We start from the raw sequence: 18,588 nt of genomic DNA, 5'->3' as shown, positions 1-18,588 counted from the left end.
GACGTTTCTTCAGAGCGGTTGAGTTTTTGTGCCTCGTATATCCGTCAATTCGCGGGCCATGGCAACAAAGCCGGACACCGGAATGGTCTCCGCCCGCCTGGTGGCGTCGACGCCGGCGGCTGCGGCCAGCCGCGCCGGATCAACCGACAGCGACTTGAGACTCTGCCGCAGCATCTTGCGGCGCTGGCCGAACGCCGCAGCGGCCACCTGTTCGAGCGCGCGGCGGTCGCATGGTTCGGGTGAGGGGCGCGGCACCAGCCGCACCACCGAGGAAGTCACCTTGGGCTGCGGCACGAACGCGGCCGGCGAAATGTCGAACAGGATCTTGGTCTCGGCGCGCCAGTTGGCGAGCACCGCGAGCCGCCCATAGGCCTCGTCATTCTCCGCTGCGACGATGCGCTCGGCGACCTCGCGCTGAAACATCAGCACCATCATGTCGTACCAGGGCGGCCACGGTTCGATCGAAAGCCAGTCCACCAACAGCGTCGTGGCGATATTGTAGGGCAGGTTGGCGACGATCTTGGCGCGCTCGCCGCCCAGCATCGCCCGCGGATCGAAGCGCTGCGCGTCCGCGTGCACGATCTCGAGCCGTCCGGGGTAGCGCTTCGAAATATAGTCGAGCGGCGCCAGCGCGCGCTCGTCGCGCTCGACCGCGATGACGCGCCTGGCGCCCAAGGCCAGCAGCGCCCGTGTCAGCCCGCCGGGGCCGGGCCCGACCTCGATGATGGTCGCGCCTTCGAGCGGGCCCGCGGCACGCGCGATCCGCGCGGTGAGGTTGAGGTCGAGCAGAAAATTCTGGCCGAGGGACTTTCGCGCCGACAGGGAATGTTCGCGAATGACGTCGCGCAGCGGCGGCAGATCGTCGATCGCGCTCATGAAGGTTTGGTGGTCGCCATCCGCGCGGCAAGCCGCAGGGCGGCGGCGAGGCTCGACGGGTTGGCCTTGCCGGTGCCGGCAATGTCGAACGCTGTGCCGTGATCCGGCGAGGTGCGAATGAACGGCAGTCCCAGCGTGACGTTGACGGCGTCCTCGAACGCGATGGTCTTGATCGGGATCAGCGCCTGGTCGTGGTACATGCAGATGGCGCAGTCATAGGTCTTGCGCGCGGCCGCGTGGAACATGGTATCCGCCGGCAACGGACCGCGGGCGTCGATGCCCTCGGCGCGCAGCGTCTCGATGGCGGGCGTCACGATCTCGATGTCCTCGCGGCCGAGCGAGCCGTCTTCGCCGGCATGCGGATTGAGGCCCGATATCGCAAGTCGCGGCCGGACGAGGCCGAAATGCGCTTTCATGTCCGCCACCGCGATCTGCGCGGTCGCGACGATCAGGTCGCTCGAGAGCGTCGCCAGCGCATCGCGCAGCGACAAATGGATGGTGACGGGAACGACGGCGAGCGCCGGCGACCACAACATCATCACCGGCCGCGGCACGGCGCCGCCATCGGCGGCGAGCTCGGCGAGAAACTCGGTGTGGCCGGGATGACGGAAGCCGGCGCGGTACAGCACGCTCTTGGCGATCGGGTTGGTGACGACGGCGCCGGCCCGGCCGCGCTTCACATGGTCGACGGCCTGGCGGATGGAGGCGAGTGCTGCGGTCGCGCTGGTGTCGTCGGGCTGTCCGGGGCGGGCGGTGGCGATTTCGCCCGTCGCCGCCACGGGCAGGGCTTTTGCAAAGGCCGCGACCGCTTCCTCAGGGGTCGCATCGGCAAACGCGACGCGCAGTCCGAGGATTTTCGCACGCTCGGCGAAGAAGGCGCGATCGCCGAGCAGATAGAACGGCGGAAGGTCGAGTTCGCCGCGCCGCATCCACGCGGCCAGGGCGATATCGGGGCCGATGCCCGCCGGTTCGCCGGATGTCAGGGCGAGAGGCCTGGTCTCCTGAGGCCCGCTCTTTTGAACCTCGGCCATCAGAGCCCGGCCATCAGCGACACTCGATCATCGCGGCTTTGCGGATGTCGGCGAGGTAGGCCTTCTGTTTCGCCTCGTACTTCTCGGTGAACATCTTCTCGCGGATTTCCCGCTTCTTCGGCGTATCGACCTTGGTCGGCTTCCGCTCGCACAGCGCCACCATCTCGACGCCCTGCTTGGTGATCTCCGGCGGGGTCAAATGACCGACCGGCGTCTTGTCCAGCAGTTCACGAAGTGGCCCCGGAATGTCGGCCGAGGTCTTGGTGACGGTGTCGCGGATCGCGGCGTTCTGCATCGACTTGAAGTAGGCGTTCGCCTCGTCGCAGCTCTTGACCCGCTCGCGCAGGCTTTCGGCTTCCTTGCGCCGCTGGTCGACCGTGACGGACGCCGAGCCGCGCGGCACGATCAGCACGATCGGCCGCAGCTTGTATTCGAACGCATCGACCTGGGCCGAATCGCCGGCGGCGGCGGCGACTTCCTTCTCGCCGACCTGCAGGCTCTCCTTGAAGCGGCCGCGCACCAGGCTGCCCCAGACCATCTCGGCCTTGAGGCGGGCCTTCAGCGTTTCCGGCCGCACACCCTGGCCCTCCAGCGTCTTGGTCAGTTGCTCGGGCGACAGCCGCATCCTCTGGCTCATGCTCGCAAAGGCCTGATCGACGTCGCTGGCGGAGGGATCGACGCCAAATCGCTTGGCCTCCTTGAGCTTCACCTTCTCGTTGGTCAGCTCGTCGAGCACCTCCTGCCGCGGCATCTGTTTGCGCGTGGTCAGGAAGTTGAGCTTGGTGCGCTGCTCGATGTCCATGTTGGTGATCGGCTCGCCGTTGATCATGCAGGCGATGGTCTGCGCCGGCAGCGGCGAAATCCCGCCGGCGAGCACGGCGATCGCCACGGCGCAGCCGGCGCCGAGGGACCGAATACTGGACCGGTGCCGGCGCGAAAGGAGCTTGATGGTCGTCATGGTCATATCAGCCGTATCAACACATTCGTACCGCGCTACGCTGGGTACCGTCCGGCACGGTGTAAGGCCTCACGTTACTGGACGCCGTTGCTGCCGGCTGTCGAAGACGAATTCGCCAGGGTCCGCAAGCCGATCTGCAGCATGAAAGCGTGGCTGAGCACCGGCGGCGTCGTCCCCGCCGCGGCGTAGTTGTAGGAGGTGACGTAGTTGGCCGCCAGCACGAAGCAGTCGTCCACATAGCCGGCGCCGACGATGTACTGGTTCAGCTTGTTGGCTTCAAGATCCCAGCGCGCCGAGCCCGACACCACCCAGTTCGACGCCACCTTGACCGAGGCGCTGCCGAGCAGGCCCTCACGCTTGGTCAGATAGCCGAGTTCCGGCTGCGCGGCGTAATTGCCGTAGATCATGCTCACCGACCAGCGGTCGAAGGCGGCGCGGCCCTCGGCCTCGAAGCGGTTGATGTTCTGCGTCGCCTCGTCCATGCGCGAGCGGACGCTGAACGTGTAGGTCCGGTTTGGCGAATAGTTGATGCGGGCGACGTAATCGGAGCGCGGGTTCTGCAGGCCGGAATTCAGCGCGGTATTGGTCGCGTCCACCACCGCGAACGAGTTCATCCCGAACAGCTGGTAGGACTGGCCGAACAGCACGTTGACGCTGCCGCCGCGGTCGAACTGCGTGGTCGCCTGCACGCCGACATTGGCGCGGCCGCCGCCTTCGACGCGGTCGTAGCCGGAGAACTTGTCGACCGCGAACAGGTTGCTGGCGTCGAACACCATGCTCTGCGCGTCCTCGTTCGGCAGCCTGCCGGCGAAGGTCTCGTTCGGACGGGCGATGATCTGCGCGATCGGCTCGATCGTCGTGGTGCCCCAGGGCTGAACGTTGATGAAGGGATAGCGGTATTCGAGACCGACCGTCGGCATCAGGCGGACCGCCTGGGTGTCGCCGACCGGCAGGAAGTTCGAAACGCCGGGCTGGTTCGAGATCGAGGCGTTGATGGCGTCGGCGCGCATGATCGCGAACGGCGTCCAGATCTGGCCGATCGGATCGGTATACGACTTGCGCCACTGCGCTTCGGCGGTCAGCCGCGTGTAGGTGCCGGGCATGCCGCGCAGCAGGCACTGCGAGGGCAGGCGGGCCAGCGGGTCGGCCGATGCGGTGAGGCACAGGCCGTTGGTGTTGGCCAACGTCGTGATCGGGTCGAACGCCGCGGTGGTGCGCGACAGGCTGGTGAAATTGGTCTTGTAGCTGACCTCGCCGCCGAGGACCGGGTGGTTGAGGACGTTGCTGTAGTCGATCACCGGATGGATCACCGGCACCTTGTCCTGGCTGCCGGAGAACGACAGGTAGTAGATCGTGCGCGCATCGAAGAAGCTGCGGTTGCCGACGCCGGTCAGATAGAGCTGCGAGATGGCTTCCGTCGGAAGGCTCAGGAACGAGCCCAGCGGGTCCTTGTACTGGGCCAGCCGATAGTCCGAGAAGAAATAGTAATCCGACAGCAGGACGCCGTCCCAGCCCCAGACCCATTTGTCGTTGAGCGCGAACTGACCCTTGGTGTCGAATCCGCCGCGGAACTGGCGGTCGCCGGGCTGGCCGGCATAGGCGCCCTTGTCGAGCTGATCGATGCCGTAGGCGCGGATCTGGTAGGAGCCGTTGATCAGGCGCTGGCGGAATTCGCCCTGCAACAGCACGCCTTGCTTGGTGGTGAAGCGCGGATTGAAGGTCGCGTCATAGTCCGGCGCGATCGCCCAGTAGAACGGGGTTTCCACGCCGTAGCCGTAGCCGGTGACCGTCGAGTAGGCCGGCATCAGGAAGCCGGTCTTGCGCTTGACGGTCGGATCGGGCGTCGAGAAATACGGCAGGTAGGCCATCGGCACGCCGAAGAACTCGAGCTGCGCGTTTTCGAAGTACAGCATCTTGTCGGTCTGGTCGTGGATGATGCGCGCACCCTTGACCTGCCACAGCGGCGGCTTCTTCGGATTGTCCTTGCAGGGCGCGCAGGCGGTGTACACGCCGTTTTCGAACACGGTGTAATTGCCGGCGGAACGGTCGGCGCGCGTCGCCGCCATCCGCGTCGCGTCCTCGGTGTCGACGCGCAGCGAATCGACGAACCCGTCGCGATAGTCGTCGCTCAGGTCCATGACGTTGGCGTAGGTGACTTTGCCTTCCGCATCGGTCAGGCGGATGTTGCCCTCCGCATGCAGCCGCTTGGTCTTCTGGTCGTAGATGACCTTGTCGGCCTCCACGCTGGTGCCGTTGTAGAACATCTGCACGTTGCCGACGGCCGACACGCGCTGATTGTTGTAGTCGTAATCCACCTCGACCGCTTGCACGGTCATCCTGCCGTCGTTGGTGACGGGGCGTGGCGGCGGTTTCGGCGGACGTGGATTGTAGGTGAAGCTTTGCGCTGCGGCCGGCGCGGTCAGCGCAAGCTCGAGCGAGCCCGCCAGGACGATCCCGGCGAGAACGGTAAACATAGCGACGCCAACGGCGGCCAAGCGGGCTCGATAGCGGCGCACGGGGGTGCTCCGCCTCAACGCAGGCGACCTAAACTGGCGGGCGGCGACAACGGCCACTACCCGTCCTCCTGGTACAGCAAGGCCAAAAAGCCGGTGAGGCCACCCACACAGACGGGCAACCACGCCGCAGCGATCGGATGCATCAACTCAGCCTTGCTCAAATCTTCAGTAACTTTCGATAGAACGTAGAGCAGAAACCCTGCGCCCACGCCACTTAAAACCATCTTTTGAACGCCGCCCATCCGGAAGAAGCCAAGGCTCACGGAGGCCGCCAACATGACCATTGCAGCCAGCAAAAACGGCTGTGCAATGAGCTTCTGGTACTGCAAACGGTAGCCCGCGGTTGCAAAGCCGGAGCTTTCGGATGAGCGGATATAGCCCGGCAGTTGCCAAAAGGACACGGTTTCCGGGGTCGAGAAGCTGTTGCGAACCTGGGCCGGGGTCAGGGTGGTCGGGAGGTAGTATGTGTCCTGATCAACCGGAGGTTTGTCTAGGGAGTACCGACGTACCGATTTGAAGGCCCAGCGCCCCTCTTCCAGGGTGGCTTCGCGCGCTTCGATTCGCTCCTCGAACTCGAGCTTCGGGCCGGGACCGAATCGGAACAAGGTCAGCCCGGTCAGGCGGACGCCCTGCTGCTCGCTGCGCGCCGCATTGATGATCGACTGTCCGTCGTTGGTGATCTGGTTGAGCCAGAAGCCGGAGGCGTCCTGGATGCCGCCGCCCGGCGCCGAACCGAACAGTTCGGCTTCCATCCGCTTGGAGAGCTCGCGCAGGTTCGCCGACATCGGATTATAGGCCACGGTAGCGAGGGTACCGAGGATGATGGAACTGGCCAACGCCGGAAAGATGAACTGCCAGGCGGAGACGCCGGCGGCGCGCGCGACCACCAGTTCGAGCCGTCGCGACAGCGCCAGGTAGCAGGTCATGGCGCCGATCAGGACGCAGAACGGCATCAGCTTTTCGAGCAGTTGCGGCACCCGGTAGAGCGAGGTCTGCGCCACCGTGATCGCAGAGGCCGACGCCAGCCCGGAGGTCTTGCGGACCATTTCGATGTAGTCGACCAGCACCAGCAGCACGAAAATGCTCGCGAACACGCCCACCGCCGAGACCAGGAAGCGGCCGGCAAAGTATCGCCCGAGGGTGTTGGTCATCATGCTCATGCGGTGGCCGGCCGCCCAAAGAGTCGCGCCAGTCGGGCGTTCGACCGGTTGATGGCCTCCATCAGCGCCGCCGGCGGCTCCACCACGACGCCGCCGACGATCATCCACAGCCCGATGCCGATCGAGCCGAACAGCATCAGATATTGCACGGCCGCCATGGAGGGCGTCTTCACCGTCATCACCGAGCAGGCGAATCCCGCCATGCGCAGGCCGAACACCGCCAGGATCGATCCGCCGATCGAGAAATTGCGGCTCTGGCGCGTGGTGCGCGGTGAACCCAGAAAGGCAAAGGTCAGGACGGCGAATGCGAACGGATAGACCGGTGCCAGGAAGCGGTCATGCAGCTCGGCGTAAAACTGGCCGGACAGTTGCTTGAAGACCGGATCGTTCTCCGGGGGCGACACCAGCTCCCACAGATAGCGCTCGCGAATGCCCAACGCGACGTCGCGGCCGCGGTTGGAGAACTTTGACATGTCGAAGGCGTAGCGGGCGAAAGCCACCAGCGCCGGATCGCGTTTTCCGGTCTCGAAACGTTCGAGGTTGCCGTCCTCGAGCACCAAATAGGAGCCGTTTTCATTCTTCAGCACCGTGCCGCGGTCGGCAATGATGGTGACGCGCTCCTTGGGATCGCGGCGGTCGTCGACGAAGATGCCGCCGAGCTCACCGCCGGGCCGGCGTTCGCGGATGCGAATCGTCAGATTCTGGTCGAGCTGGGCGAAACGCCCGGGTTGCAGGATGTTGGTCAGCACATCGGCGGTGATCTCGGCGTCCCATTGCTTGATCCGGCGCAGGCCGTCGGGCGCGAGAAAAGCGGCGATGAAGATGACCATGGCCGCGACCACGCAGGTGGCGAAGAAAAACGGGCGGAACAGCCGGAACGGGGAGAAGCCCGCGGCATTCATCACGATGATTTCGGAATCGGTGGCGAGCTTGTTCAGCGTGTGCGAGATCGCAATCATCAGCGCGATCGGCGCGATGACCAATATCAGCGCCGGAATCACCAGGCTGGTGATGCCGAGAAAGGTGACGATGGTCTGGCCTTGGCTCGTCATCAGGTCGATGCCGCGCAACGCCTGGGTAATCCAGATCACGCCGGTGAGGCTGACCAGCACAAGCGCAAACGACGCGAGCGTCGTTTTGAAGATGTACCTGTCGATCGACCCCATCGCTACCGTACGTTCCCACCTTGCGCGCCCGAACGCCGGCTTCCGACCAATCCCTTTTTCAAGGGGTCCCCTTGGTCGGGCCGCTAACCGCCAGCCGTCTACACTCTCATTACCATCCCTTTGATCCGTCAACAAAATGGCCGAGCCATGGCGCGGCCTATATGTGGTTAATAATTCATTTCTTGTGGCCTTCCGGCCACGGCGGCGCTTGGCAGTCAGGCGGCTGGCGGGCCATAGTGCGGAAAACACGGATCCCGAACGATTTGGGCCGTTGCGAAGCGAGATATTCCATCCAAACGGGCCTAATTCCGGACCCGTCAGCAGCCTCAATTCTGGAGGGTTACCCATGTCCGACGCCGTCAAGGTCGGCTTTGTCGCTTTTTCCACAGCCCCGCGTGGCGTTCTCGTGGCGTTCAGTGACGATCAATTGAAGTTCGGCGAGACGACCCGGAAGGCGCTGGGCAAGGCCACCGACACCGTGAAGCGGGCGGCCGCGGCCAACCAGTTCAAGGGCAAGAGCGGCTCTGTGCTCGACATTCCGGCGCCGGAGGGACTCAAGACGGACCGTTTGATCGTGGTCGGCGTCGGCAAGGCGGCCGATATCAAGGAAAAGGATTTCCTCAAATTCGGTGGCGTGACCGCGGGCCGGCTCAACGCCGCCAGCGAGCAGGTCACGGTGATCGCCGAACTGCCCGAGGGGGCCATGTCACCGGCGGCGGCGGCTTCGATCGGCGCGGGCATCCGGCTGCGCGCCTACAAGTTCGACCGCTACAAGACCAAGAAAAAGGATAATGAGAACGGCGAGTTGCGCGCCAGTGTTTCGATTGCGGTGGAGGATGTCGCCGCCGCACGCAAGGCGTTTGCGCCGACATCCCACGTCGTGGATGGCGTGGTGATCGCGCGCGAACTCGTCAACGAGCCGCCGAACGTGCTGTACCCGGTCGAATTCGCCCGCCGCGCCAGCCAGCTCAGGAAACTCGGCGTCCAGGTCGAGGTGCTCGACGTCAAGGCGATGACGAAACTCGGCATGGGCGCGCTGCTCGGTGTTGCGCAGGGCTCGACGCAGCCGGGCCGCATGGTCGTCATGCGCTGGAACGGCGGCAAGAAGGGCGGCCAGCCCGTTGCGTTCATCGGCAAGGGGGTCTGCTTCGATACCGGCGGCATTTCCATCAAGGGCGCTGGCAGCATGGAGGACATGAAGGGCGACATGGGCGGCGCGGCCTGCGTGGTCGGACTGATGCATGCGCTGGCCGGCCGCAAGGCCAAGGTCAATGCGATCGGCGCCATTGGCCTGGTCGAGAACATGCCCGACGGCAATGCCCAGCGTCCCGGCGACATCGTCACCTCGATGTCGGGGCAGACCATCGAGATCATCAACACCGATGCCGAAGGCCGGCTCGTGCTGGCCGACGTGCTCTGGTACGTGACCAAGAAGTACAAGCCGAAATTCATGGTCGATCTGGCGACACTCACCGGCGCGATCATGGTGGCACTCGGCACCGAATATGCCGGCATGTTCTCCAACAACGACGAACTGGCGGAACGGTTGAGCAAGATCGGCAACGAGACCGGCGAGCGCGTCTGGCGCATGCCGCTCGGCCCCGAATACGACAAGCAGATCGATTCGCAGTTCGCCGACATGAAGAACACCGGGGCGCGCAATGGCGGTTCGATCACGGCCGCGCAATTCCTGCAGCGATTCGTCGACAACACGCCGTGGGCGCATCTCGACATCGCGGGCACCGCGATGGGCGCGCCGAAAACCGACATCAACCACTCCTGGGGTTCCGGTTACGGCGTTCGCCTGCTGGATCGCCTGGTCGCGGAATATTACGAAGCCGGCAAATAGGTTGGTCGCGGGGCGATGACGGAAATCCTGTTCTATCATTTGCAGGGCATGTCGCTCGAAGGCGTGTTGCCGCCGCTCCTGGAGAAATCGCTGGAGCGCGGCTGGCGCGTGGTCGTGCAGTCGACGTCGCCGGAGCGCACCGAGGCGCTCGATGCGCATCTATGGACCTACAGCGACGATTCGTTCCTGCCGCACGCCACATGGCGCGCCGCGGATGCGCAGGACCAGCCGATCATTCTGTCGGTCGAGGAGGGCAATCCCAACAAGGCCAATGTCCGCTTCCTGATCGACAACGCGGCGTTGCCGGCCGATTGCGAGACCTACGAGCGGATCGTGCTGGTCTTCAACGGCGACGATGACGAGGCCTTGGCGGCGGCGCGCGGCGCCTGGGCCGATTGCAAGACGCGCGGGTTCGACCTGACCTATTGGCAGACCGACGAGCGCGGCCGCTGGCAGCGCAAGCAATGACCGCGCATCGATGGCATAGGCTAGCGCTCGGCGTCGGTTAGTTTCACTGAAAGCAGCCACGCTACGAGTAGGGACGCTGCGATGCCCGCAAGACAGGCCGGCCACCCGAACTGATCGAACAGGCGGCCCAGCACGGCGCTGCCGGTCAAGCCGCCGAGAAAATAGCTCGCGAGATAGGACCCGCTGGCGATGCCGCGCGCCTCCTGCGCTGCCTGGCCGACGAACCCGGTGGCGCAGGCCTGTGCGAAGAACGTGCCGACGCCGACCAGCACCATGCCCGCCAGAACGGCCGCGAGGTTTGGGAGCAGCATCAATGGCAGCCCAGCGGCAGCAACGCCGAGCGCCGCGCGGATCGAGGACCGCGCGCCAAACCGCTTCACGGCTTTGCCGGCGAGCAATGTCGTGGCCACCGATGGCGCGAAGACGAAGTAGACGAGGCCGATGTCCATCATGCCCAGCGCCAGAGGCGGCCGTACCAGCACGAAATTGACAAAGGTGAACGTGCCGATGAAGGCGAACAGGATGCAGAAGCCGATGATGAATGCCGCTCTCAGCCGCGGCGCCCGCCAATGAGCGGCCATCGCGGCGAACGGCCGCTGCAGCACCTGGGTCGCGTGCATTGGCGGGACCTGCCGGATCGTGAAATACACCAGCGCGGCGCCGGCCAGGTTCAGGGCCGCGAAGAAGTAGAAGTTCGAAGCGAGCCCGAACGTGTCGGCTATGGCCGCCGACATCAGGCGACCGACCAGATTGCTGGCGACATTGCCGGCGATATAGGCCGCGAACGCTCCGCCGGCGTCCATGGCGCCGCACTGCTCGCCGAGATAGGCGAGGGTGAGCGCGAAGGCAGAGGCCATGCACAGCCCCTGCATGATGCGCAGGATCGTAAACGTCGTCAGACCGGGCGCCGTTGCGAGAAGCGTGGTCGGTATCGCGAGCAACACCAGGCTGATCAGGATGCCGCGCCTGCGATCGATGCGCGGACTGAGGAAGCCGATCACGAGACTGGCGATCGCCATGCCCATCGTCGTGGCGTTGACCGCAAAGCCCATGGCGGCCGGTGTGACGCCGTAGTGCTTCGTCAGTGACGGCAGAATGGCTTGGGTCGCAAACAGATCGACGACGGTAAGAAAAGCGGTGAGCCCGATGACGAGGCTGCGCAGGGCAGTGCCCGACGGCTCGCCCTGCATGTCGGCTTCTCTCAACGGCGCGGCGAGTTCGGTCATGTTCCTCTCCCGGACGGGAAGGGATGCGACGCCCGGGTGCGTGCGGGGCAACACGGCGATCCCGGGCATCACATCGTGCAACGAGGCAGGGGCAGTGGCTCGTTACATGTTGTGGTCGTGCGGGTCCTTGCGGACGTCGCCGACGTAGAGGATGACGGTCTCCTTGCCGAGGTTCTTCCACCAGTGCGACGTGCCGGACACCTCGGGGCGGATATCGCCGGCCTTGTGCACGATCGGATCGATGCAGTTCGAGGCGTACTCCACGATTTCGCCCTGCTGCACGAAGATCAGCGCCGGGCGATCGTCATGGCTGTGCCAGGGCACGATCCCGCCTGGCTCGATGGTCAGCTTGCGGAAGCGCAGTTCGCGGTCTTTGATATGGGCCGGCTGTTTTTCCAGGTTGATTGCGCCGAGGGTGACGTCGCTGACGCCGACCGCCTTGTAGTCGACCTTTTCGCGCGCGTTCGGCTTCATCTTGTCGGCGGGACACTCGCCGGCGAACGCGGGGGTCGCCGCGAACAGGCCTGCGATCGTCGTTACGGCGAGCAACGGGTGAGAAATCTTGGTGGGCTTGAACATGGCTGTTCTCCTCTGGCCATCTCGGCCGGTTGGCCCGGCCCGATCGATCCGGCCGGCTACGGCAATAATTTCGTCGATCGTTCTTCAACAAGGAAATGCCTGGTCGCTCTGGGTTCGATAGCGCCGCGCTATTCGCGCTCAGCCGTGTCCGAGCATGTGCTTGATGTCGGACGCGAACGTCGGATAGGCGTAGACGTTCTCGCGGATCTGCGTTGCGGTGATGCCGAAGCGCATCGCCAGGCCGAAGACGTTGATCAGCTCCTGCCCGGCATGACCGACGAAATGGGCGCCGAGAATTCGGTCGCTTGTCCGTTCGACGATGACCTTCGACCAGGCTACCGTTTCCGCATAGGTGCGGGCGGAGAACCAGCCGAGCATGTCGTTGACGTGAACGTCGATGGCGAGACCCTGCTGCCGCGCGGCGCGTTCGGTGAGCCCGACAGCGGCGAGCGGCGGCGTGGTGTAGACCGACGTTGCCATGCTGGAATAATCGGGACGGTATCTCGGACCCTCGACGATGTTGCGCCCGACGATGTCGCCCTCATAGGTCGCGATCGGCGACAGCTGTGGCGAGGTCGGCACGGCGTCGCCGCAGACATGAACGATCGGGTTGGATGTCGAACGCAAGTACGCGTCGACGGAAACGCGGCCATTCGTCTGTGCGACGTTGCCGGCCTCGAGCCGCAGCGTATCGACATTGGCGATGCGCCCGGCGCCGTTGACGACACGGTCGGCCTCGAGCACCTGCTCAGTCCCGTCGTGAATGAAGGTGACCCGCAACCGGCCATTGGCGGGCTGTATGCTGCTGACGGTAACGGCAGTTTTGATGCGGATGCCGATCCGCTCGCTCTGCGCCTGTAATTGTGCGACCGCATCGGCGTCCATGGCCGGGAGAAGCTGCGGCAGCGCTTCGAGAATGGTAACGGCGCTCCCGACGCGGGCGTAGACATGGCCGAATTCGAGCGAGATCACGCCGCCGCCGACGAAAATCACGGAGCCCGGCAGTTCGCGTTCGCTCAGCATCTCGTCCGACGTGATCATGTGCTCCGCGCCCGAAATCGGCAGTGGCCGCGGCTTCGAGCCGGTCGCGATCACGATGTGTTTGGCTTCCAGCGTGCGGTCGCCGACGCGGATGGTGGTGGGGCTGGCAAACGCCGCCTGGCCCTTGATCACCTCGACGTTGCGGCGCGCCATGGCCCGGGCGAGGTTTTCCGGAATGTCCTTGATCATGTCTTTCTCGCGATCGATCAGCGCCGCCCAGTCGAGTCTCGGCTTGCCGACGGCAATGCGGTGCACCGAAGCCTGCTCGATCTCGTGCAGGGCATGGCCGGCTGCGACCAGGACCTTCTTGGGCGTGCATCCGCGGTTCGGGCAGGTGCCGCCGAGATCGCGGGCCTCGATCATCGCGACCGACATGCCGGCGCGCCGCACCGGTCCGGTGACGCCGATCCCGGCATTGCCGCCGCCCAGGATCACGACGTCGAACGGCTCCGCAGCGGCCGTCATTTGGAGGCGATCGTCGACGTGATGGAACGGACGACGGCCGTCGCCATCTCGAACTGGGCGACGCGGTCGCGGATGTTGTGACGCTTCGCGATCCATTCGAAATCAGTCCATACCGCCCAGACGGCGCCATCGTCGTCCTGGGTCAGCAACAGCCGCACCGGCCAGTCGAGCCCGGCATTCGGGTTCGAGGTGATGAACTGGGTGCCGAGCGGCGGATTGCCGAACACCAGCAGCGTGGAGGGACGCAGCCTGATGCCGGCATCGCTCGCCAGTTTCGACTGGTCGATTTCCGAGAAGAACTGGATGCCCTTGGCGGCAATGTCCGCCTTGATCCTGGCGATCGCTTCCTGCATCGGCACCGCGCTCTTGACGCGGACGATGCCGTCGTCGCTGTCGGCCCGGGCGTGCGAGGCGGTCAGCGCAAGAAAGGCGCAGAACGCCAGTGATGCGAGGAGAGTGAGGAGGCGGCGGATCATGAGTGGCTCCTGTCCGTTGGCGGGAATGCATGGCGGTCAGGATGGCGGCGCGATCAGGGAATAGGAAATGCGGATGCGCTCTGGTTGCGATAGCTCGCCGCTATCAACTGCGTTCGATGCCTCCGGGCTATCGAACCGATCGGGCAACGGTATTTTTCATCTGCGCGGCGCCGGCTTTTGATGCGAGGGCGCCCGAACGGCGGGCGTCCAACCCCTTGAGGAACTTCCATGAGCCCCTTGTCCAAGACTCTGGTCGCCGCTGCGGCCTTCGCCTCGATCGCCACCGCCGCATTCTCGCAGGTCATCTGGGAATTCAACCCGGGCATGGCGTACATGTATGCCGGCCCCGGCAAAATGAGCGCCATGGCGATGGCTTCGAGCGAAAAGAGCCATGCCGCGATGATGAAGCACGCCACCAAGGTGCCGGCCAACACCACCTTCTTCATGCACAACAATGAACTCTACTCGGTGTCGGGCACGCTCGATCCGACCGGCAATTTCTATCGTCCTTGAGATCGCAAGGCGCGCGCCAGGCCGCCCCTTGCGGACGGCCGGCGCCGGAAAATATGATGCGACAATGAATGCACCGGAGCCCGACATGACGCAGTTGACGCCTGCCAACGCCGAGCGTCTGCGAAACGCCTTTCTGCAGTGCCGCGACATGGAAGGCAGCTTGCGGGAGCAACTCGAAGCCTATGCAGCCGCTGGGCGCGAGATCTTTCCGGCCTATGGCGAGGCGGTCGACCGGCTGGTGGAGCGGCTTCTCGCCAACGGCGGCGGTGAAAACGCGCCTCGTCCGGGAGATCCGATGCCGCCGTTCGTGCTGCCGGACCACCAAGGCAGGCTGGTCACTTTGGACGCCCTGATCGCCAACGGACCGGTCGCCGTGATGTTCTTCCGCGGCCATTGGTGTCCATATTGCCGGCTCAATGTCCGCGCGGTGACCCAGGCAATGAATCGCGTCGAGGCGATGGGCGCGCAGGTTGTCGCGATCATGCCGGAGACGCAGGAATACGCCGGGCGGTTCAAGACCGAATCCGCCGCGCCGTTCCCGGTGTTGACCGATCTCGACAACGGCTACGCGCTCTCGCTCAATCTTGCGATCTGGCTAGGCCCCGAGATCCAGCGGCTATTGTCGTACTACGACATGGCCAGCTTTCACGGCAACGATGGTTGGGTACTGCCGATTCCCGCCACGTTCGTGGTCGGACAAGACGGCCTGGTCAAGGCCCGCTTCGTCGATCCGGACTTCCGCAAGCGGATGGAAATCGACGATCTGCTGGCTGCGCTGCAAAGCGCGGGGTGAGGGGCATCAGGCCCCCGCACCCTTGCTCAGAAACTGCTGCCAGTCCGCGCCGCGCAGCATCCGCATCACCGCAGCCGCCACCGCGGTCCGCTCGCGTCCCGCGACGCCGTAGAGATGAACGGTGCGGCGCGCATCCAGGCCATCGACAGCCGCGCGCTTCAACGTCGCCGGCGTCGTGGCGGTGTGCGGAATCACAGCGACGCCAATGTCTGCCTCCAGCAGCTCGATCAGGTCGCGTTCGCTGGCGACTTCGTGCTTTCGTTCGACATCGAGGCCGTGCTCCCGCAGCGCATCATTGATTCGAGCGGCGTGTTCGCAGTAGTGGCGCGATAGCAGTTGCTCGCTTCGCAAATCCTCGAACTCGACGTTACCGCGCTTCGCCAGTGCATGTTGACCGTTGACGACGAGTTCGAATCCTTCGGTGAACAGCGGCCAGACGTCGAGCCTTTCCCAGTCGCTGCCGAGTTCGGCGGCGATGCCGAGTTCGGCTTCGCCGCTCTTGAGGTGTTCGCCGACCTGGCGGCTGTCGCCGCGCAGGAAGCGAAATTCCAGCCGGTTGAATTGCCGCCTGATCTGATCGAGATAGGGAATGAGCAGCGACAGATCGATCGCGTGCGTGAGCGCAATGCGAAGCGCGCCGACGTCGCCGCTCTTCAGCGAAGCCGCCAGCGAACGCGCGCCGCTTGCCGCCTCGAAACATTGCTGCAACAGCGGATGCATGCGTTGCCCGAGCTCGGTGAGCTGCACGGGGCGCTCGCGGCGAAACAGGTCGCCGCCGAGTTCGGCCTCGAGCTGCTTGATGGCGCGCGTCAGCGACGGCTGCGCCACGTTGCAGTCATCGGCCGCCTTGGTGAAATTCAGCGTGCGAGCCACCGCAAGGAAATATCGGACCTGGTGCATTTCCATGATCGTTTGCCCCATTCTCCAGATAGGCGGGAAGATACCCCGCAACCCGCTGAGCTGTCAGGAAAAGTACGATAGCAATTGACTATCGTTACGGGAGGTAAAGGGCATTTTTCTTTGATGGGGCCCCCGGGCAGATTGCCTTGAAATCACCGCCAGAGGGCCAGCCATGAACATCCAGGTAACGACGCAAGGCGCCTCGACGGCGCGACCGCTAGCCGGCAAGGTTTCGCTTGTCACCGGCTCGACCAGCGGCATCGGCCTCGGCATCGCACGATCGCTGGCCGCCGCCGGATCCGCGGTGGTGCTGAACGGCCTCGGCGTGGCCGCCGAGATCGCCGAGACGCGCGAAAAGCTCGCCGGCGAGTTCGGCGTCAAGGTCGGCTATTCGCCGGCCGACATGACACGGCCCGACGCCATCGCGGAGATGGTGGCCGCGATCCTCGCCGAACATGGCCGGCTTGACATTCTCGTCAACAATGCCGGCATTCAACACGTCGCGCCGCTCGACCAGTTTCCGGTCGACAAGTGGGATGCGATCCTCGCGATCAATCTGTCGTCGGCCTTTCACGCCACGCGGGCCGCGCTGCCGGCGATGCGAGAAAATGGATTCGGCCGCGTCATCAATATCGCCTCCGCCCACGGCCTCGTCGCCTCGCCCTTCAAGGCCGCCTATGTCTCGGCCAAGCACGGTCTCGTCGGCCTCAGCAAGGTCACCGCGCTGGAGACGGCTGAAGACGGTATCACCTGCAACGCGATCTGCCCCGGCTACGTCTATACGCCGCTGGTCGAGGCGCAGATAGAGGGTCAGGCGAAGGCGCACGGTATCTCGCGCGATCAGGTCATTCGCGAGGTTCTGCTGGCGCAGCAACCCAACAAGCGGTTCGCCGACGTTGGCGAACTCGGCGCACTCACGGTGTTTCTTGCCAGCGACGCGGCAGCTTCGATCACCGGCATCGCGCTGCCGGTCGACGGCGGCTGGACGGCGCACTGAACGGGAGCGGGACATGCATTCCATCGACATCAATGCTTCGAGCATCGCACGAATCCAAAAGTCCGACCCCGGCCAGGTCGTTCTGGTGCTGCAGGGCGGCGGGGCGCTCGGCTCCTATCAGGCCGGCGTCTACCAGGCGCTGCACGAAGCCGGCATGGAGCCGGACTGGATCATCGGCACGTCGATCGGAGCGATCAACGCAAGCCTCATCGCAGGCAATTCGCCACAGAACCGCCTGTCGCGGCTGCGCGAGTTCTGGAAGAAGATGGAGCAGCAACCGCCCTGGAATTTTCGCGGCATCATCCCGGGCTTCAACGAGAAGCTCTCCTACTGGGCGACCGTCACCCACGGCATTCCCGGCTTCTTCCGGCCCAATCCGCTGGCACATGCCGGCGATTCCTATCCGCTCGGCGCCGACAATGCCGGCTACTATTCGACGGCTCCGCTGGAGCGGACGCTGAGCGATCTCGTCGACTTCGATCTGCTGAACGATTGCAAGCCTCGGCTCACCGTCGGCGCCGCGCATGTGCGCACGAGCCAGATGCGCTATTTCGACAGCCGGGAGGGGCGGCTCGACGTCCGCCATATCATGGCGTCGGGCGCGTTGCCGCCGGCCTTCCCTGCGATCCGCATTGACGGCGACCTCTACTGGGACGGCGGCATCCTGTCCAACACGCCGACGGAAGCCGTGTTCGACGACAACCCGCGGAAGAATTCGCTGATCTTCGCCGTTCACTTGTGGAATCCGTCGGGTGAAGAGCCGACGACGATGAAAGATGTGCTCAACCGCCACAAGGACGTGCAGTATTCGAGCCGCATTGCCAGCCACGTCGCCCGGCAGCAGCAGGCGCACCGCCTGCGCCATGTCATCAACCAGCTCGTCGCAAGGCTGCCGCAAGACGAGCGCAGGACAGACGCGGTGCGGGAACTCGCCAGCTACGGCTGTCCGACCCGCATGCACGTTGTGCGCCTGCTTGCGCCGCAACTGGAATGCGAGACCCACACCAAGGACATCGATTTCTCACCTTCGGGTATCAAGCAGCGCTGGGACGCCGGCCATGCCCATACACGCGCCGTCCTGCAACGGAAGCCGTGGGTCGGTGAATTCGACCCGCTCTCCGGCGTGATCGTGCATGAAGGGCTGGAGGAAGTCCGCCAGGCGGCCGAGTAAGAGGAGACCTCAGCTCTTGGCGGTATCAAACCCGGCTTGGTCCATCCGCCTAGAGTCTTCAGCCGACTTCCTCGTCTGTCGCTACCCGCGTGATGCTGACCCAATCGTGATTCCCGGACTTTCGCCATCTAGCCTATGTTCGTCAGGTTAATCGGAGGGGATCCCCATGCGCTTGCTACTCGCATCAACTGCCGTCGCTCTCATGCTTGCCCTATCGCCAGCGTCCGCCATGTGTGGGGGCGGCCAGCAAGCCAACTCCGGAGGCATGTGCGGAGCGCCGGCCGCATCAAAGCAAATGTCGGAATGGCCGGAAGCGCCCAAGTCTCAGGAATCGCAAAAACAGTCCAGCATAGGCATGTGCGGCTGCTGCAAGAACATGGCAATGATGGAGGGCATGAAGTCG

17 protein-coding genes are annotated in these 18,588 nt (G+C 64.6%); 6 read left to right on the top strand and 11 right to left on the bottom strand.

The window, feature by feature from the left end:
- Positions 1 to 9 precede the first annotated feature (9 nt).
- The 6 genes from rsmA to lptF all read right to left on the bottom strand — a co-directional run bounded on the left by rsmA (position 10) and on the right by lptF (position 7,707).
- Complete coding sequence (gene rsmA / locus QUH67_RS20075; protein ID WP_300940614.1) at positions 10 to 876, bottom strand: 16S rRNA (adenine(1518)-N(6)/adenine(1519)-N(6))-dimethyltransferase RsmA; 867 nt, start codon at positions 874 to 876, stop codon at positions 10 to 12.
- Positions 873 to 1,907 (bottom strand): 4-hydroxythreonine-4-phosphate dehydrogenase PdxA, encoded by a 1,035-nt coding sequence (pdxA, locus tag QUH67_RS20070; protein ID WP_300940613.1) that lies wholly within the window; start codon positions 1,905 to 1,907, stop codon positions 873 to 875. The genes rsmA and pdxA overlap by 4 nt, the downstream gene beginning before the upstream one ends.
- Positions 1,908 to 1,920: 13 nt before the next feature.
- Positions 1,921 to 2,865 carry a peptidylprolyl isomerase gene (locus tag QUH67_RS20065; protein WP_300940612.1) on the bottom strand — a complete coding sequence of 315 codons (945 nt, stop codon included), beginning with the start codon at positions 2,863 to 2,865 and terminating at the stop codon, positions 1,921 to 1,923.
- Between the two features lie 74 nt (positions 2,866 to 2,939).
- Positions 2,940 to 5,438: an LPS-assembly protein LptD gene (locus tag QUH67_RS20060; RefSeq protein WP_407080337.1), complete on the bottom strand. Its 2,499-nt coding sequence runs from the start codon at positions 5,436 to 5,438 to the stop codon at positions 2,940 to 2,942.
- Positions 5,438 to 6,541 (bottom strand): LPS export ABC transporter permease LptG, encoded by a 1,104-nt coding sequence (gene lptG / locus QUH67_RS20055; RefSeq protein ID WP_300940609.1) that lies wholly within the window; start codon positions 6,539 to 6,541, stop codon positions 5,438 to 5,440. The genes QUH67_RS20060 and lptG overlap by 1 nt, the downstream gene beginning before the upstream one ends.
- Positions 6,538 to 7,707, bottom strand: coding sequence for an LPS export ABC transporter permease LptF (gene lptF / locus QUH67_RS20050; RefSeq protein ID WP_300940607.1), 1,170 nt, complete (start codon positions 7,705 to 7,707; stop codon positions 6,538 to 6,540). The genes lptG and lptF overlap by 4 nt, the downstream gene beginning before the upstream one ends.
- Before the next feature lie 346 nt (positions 7,708 to 8,053).
- On the opposite strand from lptF, the gene QUH67_RS20045 reads away from it, so the two are divergent.
- A complete protein-coding gene (locus QUH67_RS20045) occupies positions 8,054 to 9,556 on the top strand; it encodes a leucyl aminopeptidase (protein ID WP_300940605.1) in 1,503 nt (500 codons plus the stop codon).
- Between the two features lie 15 nt (positions 9,557 to 9,571).
- Positions 9,572 to 10,024: a DNA polymerase III subunit chi gene (locus QUH67_RS20040; protein ID WP_300940603.1), complete on the top strand. Its 453-nt coding sequence runs from the start codon at positions 9,572 to 9,574 to the stop codon at positions 10,022 to 10,024.
- 20 nt (positions 10,025 to 10,044) lie between these two features.
- Here QUH67_RS20040 and QUH67_RS20035 read toward each other — a convergent pair whose 3' ends face one another.
- The 4 genes from QUH67_RS20035 to QUH67_RS20020 form a co-directional block, all read right to left on the bottom strand.
- A complete protein-coding gene (locus tag QUH67_RS20035) occupies positions 10,045 to 11,250 on the bottom strand; it encodes an MFS transporter (protein WP_300940602.1) in 1,206 nt (401 codons plus the stop codon).
- A 102-nt stretch (positions 11,251 to 11,352) separates the two neighbouring features.
- On the bottom strand, positions 11,353 to 11,829 hold the full coding sequence (locus QUH67_RS20030; protein ID WP_300940600.1) for a cupin domain-containing protein: 477 nt from the start codon (positions 11,827 to 11,829) through the stop codon (positions 11,353 to 11,355).
- Between the two features lie 138 nt (positions 11,830 to 11,967).
- Positions 11,968 to 13,335, bottom strand: a complete 1,368-nt coding sequence (locus QUH67_RS20025; protein ID WP_300940598.1) for a dihydrolipoyl dehydrogenase family protein — start codon at positions 13,333 to 13,335, stop codon at positions 11,968 to 11,970.
- On the bottom strand, positions 13,332 to 13,811 hold the full coding sequence (locus QUH67_RS20020; RefSeq protein ID WP_300940597.1) for a DUF302 domain-containing protein: 480 nt from the start codon (positions 13,809 to 13,811) through the stop codon (positions 13,332 to 13,334). Before QUH67_RS20020 ends, QUH67_RS20025 begins: the two co-directional genes overlap by 4 nt.
- A gap of 228 nt (positions 13,812 to 14,039) precedes the next feature.
- Between QUH67_RS20020 and QUH67_RS20015 the strand changes: the two genes are divergently transcribed.
- Both QUH67_RS20015 and QUH67_RS20010 read left to right on the top strand, forming a co-directional pair.
- Entirely contained in the window at positions 14,040 to 14,324 is a 285-nt protein-coding gene (locus QUH67_RS20015) for a hypothetical protein (protein WP_300940595.1), read from the top strand.
- 85 nt (positions 14,325 to 14,409) lie between these two features.
- Positions 14,410 to 15,117, top strand: coding sequence for a peroxiredoxin-like family protein (locus QUH67_RS20010; protein ID WP_300940594.1), 708 nt, complete (start codon positions 14,410 to 14,412; stop codon positions 15,115 to 15,117).
- Positions 15,118 to 15,123: 6 nt separating this feature from the next.
- Here the strand turns inward: QUH67_RS20010 and QUH67_RS20005 are convergent, their stop codons facing one another.
- Positions 15,124 to 16,023, bottom strand: coding sequence for a LysR family transcriptional regulator (locus tag QUH67_RS20005; RefSeq protein WP_300940592.1), 900 nt, complete (start codon positions 16,021 to 16,023; stop codon positions 15,124 to 15,126).
- Between the two features lie 166 nt (positions 16,024 to 16,189).
- Here QUH67_RS20005 and QUH67_RS20000 point away from each other — a divergent pair, with 166 nt between their 5' ends.
- Complete coding sequence (locus QUH67_RS20000) at positions 16,190 to 17,014, top strand: 3-hydroxybutyrate dehydrogenase (RefSeq protein ID WP_300940590.1); 825 nt, start codon at positions 16,190 to 16,192, stop codon at positions 17,012 to 17,014.
- Positions 17,015 to 17,027: 13 nt separating this feature from the next.
- The gene (locus tag QUH67_RS19995; RefSeq protein ID WP_300940589.1) at positions 17,028 to 18,185 is read left to right on the top strand and encodes a patatin-like phospholipase family protein; all 1,158 of its coding nucleotides are present in this window, start codon (positions 17,028 to 17,030) and stop codon (positions 18,183 to 18,185) included.
- Positions 18,186 to 18,588: the final 403 nt, after the last annotated feature.

The organism is Bradyrhizobium roseum (assembly GCF_030413175.1).
Taxonomy (GTDB): Bacteria; Pseudomonadota; Alphaproteobacteria; order Rhizobiales; family Xanthobacteraceae; genus Bradyrhizobium; species Bradyrhizobium roseum.
Note: the sequence above shows the minus strand (reverse complement) of the source record. Positions and strands in the feature narration are given on the sequence as shown.

Excerpts from the sequence above, each read along its gene's own strand:
- rsmA (WP_300940614.1), bottom strand. The coding sequence starts at position 876 with ATGAGCGCGATCGACGATCTGCCGCCGCTGCGCGACGTCATTCGCGAA.
- pdxA (WP_300940613.1), bottom strand. The coding sequence starts at position 1,907 with ATGGCCGAGGTTCAAAAGAGCGGGCCTCAGGAGACCAGGCCTCTCGCC.
- QUH67_RS20065 (WP_300940612.1), bottom strand. The coding sequence starts at position 2,865 with ATGACGACCATCAAGCTCCTTTCGCGCCGGCACCGGTCCAGTATTCGG.
- lptG (WP_300940609.1), bottom strand. The coding sequence starts at position 6,541 with ATGAGCATGATGACCAACACCCTCGGGCGATACTTTGCCGGCCGCTTC.
- lptF (WP_300940607.1), bottom strand. The coding sequence starts at position 7,707 with ATGGGGTCGATCGACAGGTACATCTTCAAAACGACGCTCGCGTCGTTT.
- QUH67_RS20045 (WP_300940605.1), top strand. The coding sequence starts at position 8,054 with ATGTCCGACGCCGTCAAGGTCGGCTTTGTCGCTTTTTCCACAGCCCCG.
- QUH67_RS20040 (WP_300940603.1), top strand. The coding sequence starts at position 9,572 with ATGACGGAAATCCTGTTCTATCATTTGCAGGGCATGTCGCTCGAAGGC.
- QUH67_RS20035 (WP_300940602.1), bottom strand. The coding sequence starts at position 11,250 with ATGACCGAACTCGCCGCGCCGTTGAGAGAAGCCGACATGCAGGGCGAG.
- QUH67_RS20030 (WP_300940600.1), bottom strand. The coding sequence starts at position 11,829 with ATGTTCAAGCCCACCAAGATTTCTCACCCGTTGCTCGCCGTAACGACG.
- QUH67_RS20025 (WP_300940598.1), bottom strand. The coding sequence starts at position 13,335 with ATGACGGCCGCTGCGGAGCCGTTCGACGTCGTGATCCTGGGCGGCGGC.
- QUH67_RS20020 (WP_300940597.1), bottom strand. The coding sequence starts at position 13,811 with ATGATCCGCCGCCTCCTCACTCTCCTCGCATCACTGGCGTTCTGCGCC.
- QUH67_RS20015 (WP_300940595.1), top strand. The coding sequence starts at position 14,040 with ATGAGCCCCTTGTCCAAGACTCTGGTCGCCGCTGCGGCCTTCGCCTCG.
- QUH67_RS20010 (WP_300940594.1), top strand. The coding sequence starts at position 14,410 with ATGACGCAGTTGACGCCTGCCAACGCCGAGCGTCTGCGAAACGCCTTT.
- QUH67_RS20005 (WP_300940592.1), bottom strand. The coding sequence starts at position 16,023 with ATGGAAATGCACCAGGTCCGATATTTCCTTGCGGTGGCTCGCACGCTG.
- QUH67_RS20000 (WP_300940590.1), top strand. The coding sequence starts at position 16,190 with ATGAACATCCAGGTAACGACGCAAGGCGCCTCGACGGCGCGACCGCTA.
- QUH67_RS19995 (WP_300940589.1), top strand. The coding sequence starts at position 17,028 with ATGCATTCCATCGACATCAATGCTTCGAGCATCGCACGAATCCAAAAG.